This window comes from Chrysanthemum yellows phytoplasma (genome assembly GCF_000803325.1).
GTDB classification, from domain to species: Bacteria; Bacillota_I; Bacilli_A; order Acholeplasmatales; family Acholeplasmataceae; genus Phytoplasma; species Phytoplasma asteris.
This window is the reverse complement of sequence record NZ_JSWH01000095.1, coordinates 1-10,326: the sequence shown is the minus strand read 5'-3', so window position 1 is coordinate 10,326 and position 10,326 is coordinate 1. Positions and strand designations below refer to the sequence as shown.

The 10,326-nt window shown below is 28.2% G+C and carries 9 protein-coding genes and 1 pseudogene; all 10 read right to left on the bottom strand.

The window, feature by feature from the left end:
• Positions 1 to 487: aminoacyl-tRNA hydrolase (gene pth, locus OL66_RS01855; protein WP_034172236.1), on the bottom strand; the 487-nt coding region annotated here is incomplete at its 3' end.
• A 301-nt stretch (positions 488 to 788) separates the two neighbouring features.
• Positions 789 to 1,130, bottom strand: a complete 342-nt coding sequence (rbfA, locus tag OL66_RS01845; protein WP_011160526.1) for a 30S ribosome-binding factor RbfA — start codon at positions 1,128 to 1,130, stop codon at positions 789 to 791.
• 3 nt (positions 1,131 to 1,133) lie between these two features.
• Positions 1,134 to 2,993, bottom strand: coding sequence for a translation initiation factor IF-2 (infB, locus tag OL66_RS01840; RefSeq protein ID WP_034172234.1), 1,860 nt, complete (start codon positions 2,991 to 2,993; stop codon positions 1,134 to 1,136).
• 159 nt (positions 2,994 to 3,152) lie between these two features.
• Positions 3,153 to 3,410 carry a YlxR family protein gene (locus tag OL66_RS01835; protein WP_011160524.1) on the bottom strand — a complete coding sequence of 86 codons (258 nt, stop codon included), beginning with the start codon at positions 3,408 to 3,410 and terminating at the stop codon, positions 3,153 to 3,155.
• 5 nt (positions 3,411 to 3,415) lie between these two features.
• Positions 3,416 to 4,474: pseudogene (gene nusA, locus OL66_RS01830) on the bottom strand (transcription termination factor NusA); the annotation flags it as partial.
• 256 nt (positions 4,475 to 4,730) lie between these two features.
• Positions 4,731 to 6,587, bottom strand: a complete 1,857-nt coding sequence (locus OL66_RS01825; protein ID WP_034172233.1) for a DUF2779 domain-containing protein — start codon at positions 6,585 to 6,587, stop codon at positions 4,731 to 4,733.
• Positions 6,588 to 6,794: 207 nt separating this feature from the next.
• On the bottom strand, positions 6,795 to 7,253 hold the full coding sequence (gene smpB, locus OL66_RS01820; protein ID WP_011160521.1) for an SsrA-binding protein SmpB: 459 nt from the start codon (positions 7,251 to 7,253) through the stop codon (positions 6,795 to 6,797).
• 247 nt (positions 7,254 to 7,500) lie between these two features.
• Positions 7,501 to 8,055 carry an inorganic diphosphatase gene (locus OL66_RS01815; RefSeq protein ID WP_011160520.1) on the bottom strand — a complete coding sequence of 185 codons (555 nt, stop codon included), beginning with the start codon at positions 8,053 to 8,055 and terminating at the stop codon, positions 7,501 to 7,503.
• Between the two features lie 93 nt (positions 8,056 to 8,148).
• Entirely contained in the window at positions 8,149 to 8,853 is a 705-nt protein-coding gene (locus tag OL66_RS01810; RefSeq protein WP_011160519.1) for a TrmH family RNA methyltransferase, read from the bottom strand.
• A 123-nt stretch (positions 8,854 to 8,976) separates the two neighbouring features.
• Complete coding sequence (gene thiI, locus OL66_RS01805) at positions 8,977 to 10,269, bottom strand: tRNA uracil 4-sulfurtransferase ThiI (RefSeq protein WP_034172231.1); 1,293 nt, start codon at positions 10,267 to 10,269, stop codon at positions 8,977 to 8,979.
• Positions 10,270 to 10,326: the final 57 nt, after the last annotated feature.

Here is a 10,326-nt window from a genome sequence, read left to right as displayed (position 1 = left end):
TATTAATGTTTTTTAAAATATTTTTTTGACTGCTTGCATTGACAGGCGTTAAAAGATATTGATCCAAAGGAATGCAAGAATCTAAACTTACTCCTATTTTTAACCTTTTAAATTGTTTAGTGCCTAAACGATCAATAATATTCCTTAATCCGTTATGCCCTCCATGACCACCTTGCATTTTTAACTTTAATTTGCCTTCATCCAAATAAATATCATCTACAATAACTAAAATATTTTCTATCTTAATGCGATATTTATTTATAATTTTTTTTACCACTTCACCTGATAAATTCATATACGTTTGTGGTTTAATCAATAATGATTGGTGGTGGTTAAAATTAATTTGATAAATGTGGGCGGTTTTGTCTTCCTTCAAGATTTGATATTTATTTTGACTTAAAAAAGAATCAACAACAGCAAAACCAACATTATGACGAGTGTTTACAAATTTGGTACCTGGATTGCCCAAACCTACAATAAGTTTCATCGTTTTTCCTTTCTTTTTGTTGTGTTTTATTATTTCATTTTATTATTTATGATAAGCAAAAGCAAAAAAGCAAAACAAAAGCCGTTTGCAAATTTATTTTTGCAATTATATATTTGAATTATTTTACTAATTACATTATTTTTTGGAATTGCACAAAGAAAAGTGATTTTAATTTTTTTATTTTGTGCGCAAATTATTTTTAATAACAAAGATAACAAAATACCAACGCCAATAAAGAAAAAAGACGCCTTTATTAAAGCATCTCTTATATAAATTATTGAAACAAATAACAAAGAAAGAATTATTTATTAATATCTTTTAAAATATTTTCTATACGGCGTCCATAAGATAAAGATTTATCATATTTAAAAACTAAATCAGGTATTTTACGAAAATTTTTAATTTTTTTAGCTAATTCCAACCGAATAACAACTTTATTTTGTTCAATAGTTTCTTCTGTTAATTTCAAAACAGTTGGATCATCGCTTAAAATAGTGTAATAAACATTAGCAAAAGACAAGTCTTTTGTTACTTTAACATCGGTTAAATTAATATATCCTATTTGTTCGTCTTGAATAACATCATTAATTAACACCAATTCTTTTTGAATTAGACTAGACAATCTTTCAGCTGTTGTTACCATTTTTTATTCCTCTACTTTGCTTAGTTTAGATGTTTCTATTATATCATTAATTTCAAAATCATTAAAACCATCAAGTAAAATGCCGCACTCATAACCTTGTTTGGCAGATTTAATGTTGTCTTTGAGATGTTTTAAGGATGCAATTTTACCTTTAAATAAAACTTCATCATTGCGCATTACTTTGGCAAAATCGCTATTATTGACAATACCTTGTGTCACATAACAACCAGCAATATTGCCAACTTTACTGATATTAAAAATTTTTCTTACTTCTACTTTACCAGTAACCACTTCTTCAAAAGTAGGCTTAATCATAGATTTTAATTTTTGTTCAATATCTTCAATAATGCGGTAAATAACATTATGAATAGTAATTTTTACTTCTTGTCTTTGAGCAGATTTGAGTGTGGAAGAAGCAGGTTTGATATTGAAGCCTATTAACAAACTGTCTGATGATTTGGCAAAAGCAATATCTGTTTCTGTAATGGTGCCAACAGCAGCGCGCAAAAGTTGCACTTTAAGATCAGATACTTTAATTTTGGCAATCATACCTTGAAGCGCTTCCAAACTTCCTTGAGTATCAGCTTTTAAAATGATATTTAGTTCTTGCGGTTTTTCGGTTTCTAAGTCTTGTAAAATATCTTCTAAATTAAGAGGTGAAAGGGTTTTGGCTAAATTTTCTTTAGTTTGGGATTTTTTTTCGGCTACAATTTGGCGTGCTTGTTTTTCATTAGCAACGGCGTAAAAAATATCTCCTGCTTGAGGCACTGCTTTTAATCCTGCAACACGCACAGGTTGCGAAGGTAAGGCTTTGGTTAGTTTTTTTTTGTTTTCATCTTCCATGGAACGAATTTTTCCATAAGAAGCTCCAGCAACGACGATATCGCCTACTTTGAGGTTGCCATCACTTACAATAAAAGTAGCCACCAGTCCTAAAGATTTATCAAGGCTTGCCTCAATAACTGTTCCTTGAGCTTTTTGATCGGGATTAGCTTGTAAATTTTGGATTTCACTAACTAAAAGAATAATTTCTAATATTTTTTCCAAACCTTCTCTTTTTAAAGCAGAAATAGCAATATAAGGAGTAGTGCCGCCCCATTCTTCAGGCAACAAATCATAACTAGATAATTCTTGCATAATTTGTTGTGTGTTATTATTGGGTTTATCAATTTTATTTAAAGCAACAATAATAGGAATTTGGGCTTTTTGGGCGTGCTTCAAGGCTTCTAAGGTTTGTGGTTTGACACAATCATCAACTGCTACTACCAAAATACAAATATCAGTAATTTTAGCTCCTCTAGCCCTCATCTTATCAAAAGCTTCATGTCCTGGAGTATCAATAAAAGTTATTTTATTGCCTTGGTATTCAACTTGATAAGCTCCTATATGTTGGGTAATGCCTCCAAATTCTTGATCAACTACACGAGTTTTTCGAATGGCATCTAATAGGGTAGTTTTACCGTGGTCAACGTGTCCCATAATAGTTACAATGGGCGATTTTTTTTGCAAATTAAGTTTTTGGTTGGGTTTGGTTTTAGTGAGGGAAGGCGTTTGCGGTTGAAGTTGTGGTGGGGTGTGTTTTTCTTGGGGTTCGCTTACTTGAATATTGTAATCTTTGGCTAAAAGTTCAACAATATCTTTTTCTAAGGTTTGATTAACATCTGCTTTAAGTCCTAATTGTAATAATTTTTTAATTAAAACAGCACTGGTAATGCCAAAAACTTGAGCGATTTGAAAAACTTTGTCTTGGGGATTAAAAACATAGTTTTTACTAGCAAAATCGTTTCGCAAATCCGTTTCCTTGGATAATTTAGGGGTAGTTTTGGATGAATTTTCATTATTTGTTTTTTTGTTAAAGGTCATTTACATCCCTCCTTTAATTTTAATAATTTTTAATGCATGAAAATAAAAGATTGCAACATAAAAAATAAATTGGGCAAAAAATAAAAAATGTGAAGTGTGAAGTGAACAAAAAATATTTCAAAGATGGAAAAATGCATAAATAAAATATAAAAATGTTTACTAAGTTTGTAAAGCAATCAATTTTAAAAGAGTTTGATATATTTCTTCAGGAACTTTGGTTTTGAGTTTTTTATCTAAAAGTTTCTTTTTTTGCGACAAAATAACATATTCAAGTTTTAAAGTTAGATATGCTCCTCTTCCTTGAAGTGCTAAATTAAAATCAACAGCTACTTTTCCTTGTTTAGTGCTATTTATTCTAATCATTTTTTTGATATCTTGAATTTTTTTAGAAACTATACAAGTTCGCAAAACAGTCATTACAATTAAATTAATCCTTCTGTTTGGGCTTGATCTAAGGTTTTGATATCAATATTCCACTTAGTTACTTCCACTGCTAATTTAACATTTTTACCTAATTTACCAATCGCTAAAGAAAATTGGTCGTCAGGAACAATTGCAAGAGCGTATTTGTTAATGTCGTCTTTGATGACAACTTGAAGGCATGAAGCAGGTTTGAGGGCATTTGCAATAAGTTCTTGGGGATCGTCGCTCCAAACAAATAAATCAACTTTTTCGTCTTTAAGGATTTTGATAACATTTTTAATACGGTTACTTCTTTCGCCAATACAAGAGCCAATGGCATCTACTTGAGCGTCGCAGGACAATAAACCAATTTTGGTACGTTCGCCAGAAATGCGGGCAACCCCTGCAATTTTAACGATGCCTTCTTGGATTTCAGGAATATTTTCTTCTAACACTTTAACTACAAGTCCCACATGATTACAACTGACAAAAATCTTAGGCCATTTAGTAGTTTTTCTTACTTCTGACAAAAAAACTTGAATTCTTTCGCCTACTTGCATTTCATTATTGGAAGCAATTTCTTTTTTAGGCAGCAAGGTAGTAATTTCTTTTTCTAATTCCAAATTATAAAATTTATCGTTTTCCGAAATAATTTTAGCGCTAATTAATTTGCCTTCTTGTTGTTTGAAAAAATTATAAATGCTTTCTCTTTTCTTTTTGGTAAGCTCTTCGTTGAATTGATTTTTAAGTTCTTTGACAGCGTATAGATTAAAATCTTTAGGATCAACTTTAATATCAATTACTTGACCTATTTTGGCATGAGGCTTAATTTGTTGGGCTTCTTCAAGAGTAATGGGAGTTGACTCTTTTAAATTAATAGTGCTCATAGTAGCTTCGTCGGCAACCAAAAATTGTTTATATAAAATAATTTCGCTTTTGTCTTCTTTTAACTCAATTTTACAGCTTTTAACTTTATGATTTTTTTTGCAACCAGAAATCAATCCTTTAGCAAAAGCATCAATAACTTGGTCTTTATCTAAATCTCTTTCTTGAGCGATTTTATCTAAAAGTTTAAAAAATTCTTACTAATCAAACGATACCTCCTAGTAAATGCATCTTGTTAGATGTGGGCGAATTTAACATTAACAAACGCAACCAACTAAAACCAGATACAAAATAAAAAAACAGTGATTTGTTACAAGCACCATTTTTATCTTTTGATGAAAAAAAAATAACTCATAATATAATTATATCATTTCCCAAGGCAAATAACAATTTTTTATGCATCCTTAAGGAATTTTGTGAGTAAAAAGGAGATAAAAATAATAAATTTGACTATTGGACAATATCTTTAGGAGTTAAATATAAGAAATTAGGTTTTTGGGTTTGGCTGATAAGTCCTTTCAAAATTTCTACCATTACCCAAGTATCTTGTTTGCAATATTGTTCTAAGGCTTGAAATTGCGCTTGAAATTGCAAAGGAGACATTTTAGGCAGTTGAATATAAGTTAAAAAAGCCTCAATACCATTTTGAATAACTAAATTTTGATAATTCAAATTGCAAAATAAAGGAGTAATTTTTTTGATAGAAAAAGAACCTTGCAAATGGGGATGATAAAAATTAATGCCTGCGGCTTGTTCGGAATCAAATCCTAGGTTTTGATAAAAAGTTTTGCTGCCTTTTAGAAGGTCTTTAAGATCGAAAATACGCGCAATAATGTTTTGGATTTGCAAGGAATATTCAGGAAAAAGCAAAGATAATTCTTGAAGGCGTGTTTTTTCAAAAGCTTTATGATAAACAATAATGGAGCCTCCATCATCTAAAATGGCATTGGTTAGTTTTTCTAATAGGGTTTTTCTGTAATCGGCGTGATCGGGTGCCAAAAAAGAAACGTGATTTTTATCTTTGTTGCACAAACCAGGGGTTTTTTCGATGTGAAGTGAAAATTGAAATAAGGATTGAGTATAGGGTTTTTCGCCTTTAAATCTAGGAAAAGGACACGGAAAAGCCTCAAAATCTAAATAATAAAGAGGGTATTTTAGAATTTGCAACCCTGCTTTAATCTTATCAAAACAATAATAAGGAAGCTTTTTTTGGGTAACTTTTTGTTGCACTTTGTTATCAAAACGATTCAACCAAGCAAAAGGAATGTCAGAAACATGATAATATTGTTGCAAAATTAACTGTTGTGTTTCGTGTTTTTGTTTGTTTTGGGAGTCAAAAAAACCTAAATGATTATAAAAATAAGTAAAAATACTGTCTTTGGAAGGGATGTTTTCATAAAAATGAAGGATTTTTTCAGGCAACAAATAATAAGAAGAAGTGTCGTTTGGCTTGTTAGTTTTTGAAGACAAATAAGAAATTAAAAGATTGGCATCATTTTCTAATATTTGAGTTCCTTGTTGTGTAATCAAAGTCAAATCAATAAAAGTAAGCAAGTTAGGATCCAAAGCCGCATTACAACTTTTGCAATCATAAACATAATCCGAATTAAGAACTACCAAATAATACTCTATTTTTTTCTTTTTTTGTGCCTCAGTTAAATTATTTTCAATTACCCATCTTTGATAAGTTAAATCATAGATGTATTTTCCTTCTTGTGATTTGGGATTAAAAAAAGTTTGCATTTTTTTTTGATAAGATGGGTTGTCTTGATTGGAGCCCTTGCAAAAAGGTGATAAGGTGTTAGGACTTGTATAATGGAAAAAGGGCATTTTTTCTTTGTTATCGTTTACAAATTGCAATTTTAAGAATTTTTTGCTAGTAGTAGTTTTAGTTTCAAAAATACGAATAGTAGTTTTGTCTTCTTGATATCCATCTAAAAAACAATAAAATTGATATCCTTGTTTATTCATTTGAAACTTTTTTTGTTGATAAGTTTCCAAAGAAAAAATAACTTCTCCTGGAAAATGTTTTTCCAAATAAGAACCTACCAAAAGCTCTAATTGTTTGTAATAAGGTTGCATAATGTTTAAATGTTTTTGGTTTAAAACAGCTTGATATTCGTCTTGCTCGCTTAGATTTTCTTGTAAAAAAGCAAGTTTTTTAGCATAAGTTTCTTCATTAATTAAATCTTTGAGTTCATTGGAAAAATCCAAAAGAAACTGAGATTTATTTTGATACAAAAACTTAAAATTCAAATATTTTAAAACTTTTAAAAACTTAATAAAACGAGTTTTAGAAATTTTCATTCATGTGTCCTTAATTATTGTCTAATTTGATATCTGCATAAAAGCAAAAAATACAAAATAATTGATTATTTTGTATCATTATTATTGCAAAAATTTAATTGTTATAAATTATTGTTAAACTACAAAAAAATACAAAATATTAAGCAATTTAAGTTGGGGATTTTTAAAATTGGTTTTTTATTCATTAAAAAATACAAGGGTTAAGGGTTATTGTTTTTGATTAAAGTTTTTTAATGTTTTTTGAATACGCAATTTAGCATCAAAGTCTTTTAAAGCATTTCTTTTATCGTGTTGTTTCTTACCTTTAGATAAGGCAATTTCTAATTTAACTAAATTTTTATTAAAATAAACTTTTAAAGGAATAACAGACAATTTTTCAGTTTTAATTTTGTTTTTAATTTGGATAATTTCATGTTTTTGCAACAAAAGCTTTTTAGTTCTATTTTCATCATATGCCAAACAACAACTAAAAGGATATTTTAAAATAGTCATATTCACTATAAAAGCTTCTTCATTTTTGATATGAATATAGGAGTTTAATAAATTAATTTTTCCTATTCTAATTGATTTTACTTCGCTTCCTAATAATTTGATTCCTGCTTGATATTTTTTCTTTTCTAAAGAATAATCATAAAATGCTTTTTTATTAGTGATAATTGTTTTCATAATTTAAACTTTTCCTTTGCAAAATGAAATAAATGCAATAATCAAATTTGAGTTAGTAAGTTTTTTTAAAAATAAGTTTGTTGTACAGTATATTTATCACCAATATTATTGTCAAATCTTTTCTTTTCAAACATTTTAATCAAATATTAATGAAATAATTTAATTACAATTGAGCCTTATTAAAACTGAAAAATGATATGGAGGCAAAACACAAATAAACTTTATTTGCAAAAATATAAGAAGGTTTTTATTGCTTTTTTTCTTTCTTTAAAGAAGGTTTAATAACTTTTTGATAAGTTAAAAGACTTGTTTCAATAGCACTAAATGCTGCTTGTTTATCTTGTATAGCTTCAATAACTACTTTTTTCTTTTCCAAAGCTTTGTAATTTTCAAAAAAATGCTTAATTTCTGCAATCATTGGCAAAGGCATATCTTTTAAATCTTGTAAATGAGAAAAATACTTATCAAAAACAGGAACTGCAATTACTTTTTCATCTAATTCATCATTATCAATCATTTTAATTACTCCCAAAGGACGACATTTTACCAAAGTCATAGGATCTAGGATTTCTTGAGATAACACCAAAACATCTAAAGGATCATTGTCTTCACAATGAGTTAAAGGAACAAATCCATAATTAATCGGATATCGAAAAGCAGTTGTCAAAAAACGATCAAGCAACAAAAGACCTGTTTCTTTGTCAATCTCATATTTTTTTTTACTTCCTTGAGAAATTTCAATAACTACTATAAACTCTTCTTTGGTAATTCTTTCAGGATTAATATCATGTAATATATTCATTTTTAAACCTCTTTATTATTTTATTTATTTTATAATTTGTTTTATGATATTTTATTGTTTTATTTTTTTGCAATAAATTTTTATCTTTGGTAATTACAAAAGATACATTAAAATGCTTCCTGCAACTGCAACATTTAGGCTTTCGACATTTTGAGTGCAAATATTTACAAAATAATCAGAAAGGGCTTCTGTTTCCAAAGAAATCCCTTGTCCTTCGTTTCCTAAAACTAATACTTTTTTAGGATATTTTTTAGCATCTTCCATAGTAATATTGGCTTTTTGGGGAAAAGCACTAAAAATAGAATAGTTTTTTTCTTTAATTTCTTCTAAAAAGGATTTAGTATTGCCTCTTTTTAAGGAAAGCGAAAATAAGGCACCTTGGCTTGATCTAATAGTTTTTTCATGATAAAAATCAGCACTATGAAAACTGGCAAAAACTTGATTAAACCCAAAAGCACTAGCAGAACGCATTAAAGCTCCTAAATTAGCAGGGTCTTGAATATCATCCAAAACTAAAATTTTATCAGACAATAAATTATTCTCTGAGGTAGGTTTGCAAAGAGCCATTTGCTCAAAGACAGTTTTAGTTTGAGATAATTCTTTCATCAAAGAAGGCGCAATAAAAGTCCCTGGTTTTTCCTCATTAGAAGTAAAAATGGTAACAACAGCGTTGTTTTTTTGTGCTTGTTCAATGAGATGATCACCATATACTAAAAATTGTTGATATAAATCGCGATATTTTTTTAATTGTAATTTTTTTAATTTTTTAAAAGTAGGATTTTGTTTCGATGTAATCATAAATGTTCCTTTGAATGAAATTAGTAAAGCATAAAAATATAAAATTAATTTGCATTTTACGCTCTTTTTAAATATTATTTTATTGAATATTATTTTATTGAATTGTTTTTTATCTTTTGTATTTTAATATTGACTTACAATTGTTTGCTCTGGATTTTGTTCGCAAAAATGCTTAATTGCTTCTTTTACATCAAAAAAACCATAATCACAGATATTAAATTGCAAATGTTGGTCTATATTTAGAGTAATTGTATTTTGCAAAGCATCATTTAATAAGGGAAAATAATCTATTTTTTGCTCTTCTCTTTTAGCTTTTAGAATAGTTGGTTTAGTGGTGGGATTTTGAGGCAAATAAAGAGTACAACAATCATGAAAAGCACGAATAGAAATATCAAAAGTATCAATTTGTTTAGCTATTTTAATTATTTCATTTTTATCCATAGTAACTAAAGGTCTTAAAATAGTCATACTCGTTACTTGAGTGGTTGTCTGCATACTTTCCAAAGTTTGACTTGCTACTTGTCCTACTGATTCACCATTAATTAAACATAAATGATTTTTTTGAAAAGCAAATTGAGAAGCTAAACGATACATCATCCGACGCATAACATTAATGATATAAGAATCTAGAACTGTTTTAGTAATTGTTTCTTGCAAATATCTAAAAGGCAATAAATGCAATTTAATTTGATTACCAAAAGCATAACGACTCAAAACTTTAGCTAAATCAATTACTTTTTGGATTGATTCTAAAGGAGTTAAAGGGCTTGATTCAAAATGTAATAACTCTACTGTAATACCTTTTTTCATCGCCAAATAAGCAGCTACAGGAGAATCAATACCACCACTCATCAAAACAGTTCCTCCACCACCAGAAGAAACAGGAAACCCTCCTAAAGCTTGAGTTTCATCACTTTTTAAATAAAGATAAGTGTTTTCTTTTCTAATACTAACATGTAAAATAACTTGAGGATTTTTAACATCAACTATTAATTTACCTTCAAACTGCTTTAAAATTAAAGGAGCAATTTGTTGGGTAAGTTCCAAACTTTTTAAAGCAAAACTTTTATCTTTTCTAGTGGTTTCTATTTTAAAAGAAGTATTTTTTGTAATTTTTTCTTGCAACAATAAACAAGCTTTTTGAACAATATCATCTAATTGTCTACTTGCTTGACTTACTACAACAAAAGAAGAAATCCCTGATACATAAGATAATCTTTTAAGAATTTCTTTTTCTAAACTTGCATCATAAATATATTCTAGATAAGCATAATCATGTTTAAAATACATTTGAACGTTGCAAAGGTCTTTAATTTTATTTTGTAATAATTGTCTTAATGTATTAATGAAAGCTTTTTTATTTTTTCCTTTTAAAAATAATTCTCCAAATCTAATTAAAATTTTTTTCTGATACATAAAGTTCCTCACATCAATATTTTGTGTATGAATATTTTTGAATAAATTATATTTAAA

Coding starts and splice junctions, on each gene's coding strand:
- rbfA (WP_011160526.1), bottom strand. CDS start 1,130: ATGGTAACAACAGCTGAAAGATTGTCTAGTCTAATTCAAAAAGAATTG.
- infB (WP_034172234.1), bottom strand. CDS start 2,993: ATGACCTTTAACAAAAAAACAAATAATGAAAATTCATCCAAAACTACC.
- OL66_RS01835 (WP_011160524.1), bottom strand. CDS start 3,410: ATGACTGTTTTGCGAACTTGTATAGTTTCTAAAAAAATTCAAGATATC.
- OL66_RS01825 (WP_034172233.1), bottom strand. CDS start 6,587: ATGAAAATTTCTAAAACTCGTTTTATTAAGTTTTTAAAAGTTTTAAAA.
- smpB (WP_011160521.1), bottom strand. CDS start 7,253: ATGAAAACAATTATCACTAATAAAAAAGCATTTTATGATTATTCTTTA.
- OL66_RS01815 (WP_011160520.1), bottom strand. CDS start 8,055: ATGAATATATTACATGATATTAATCCTGAAAGAATTACCAAAGAAGAG.
- OL66_RS01810 (WP_011160519.1), bottom strand. CDS start 8,853: ATGATTACATCGAAACAAAATCCTACTTTTAAAAAATTAAAAAAATTA.
- thiI (WP_034172231.1), bottom strand. CDS start 10,269: ATGTATCAGAAAAAAATTTTAATTAGATTTGGAGAATTATTTTTAAAA.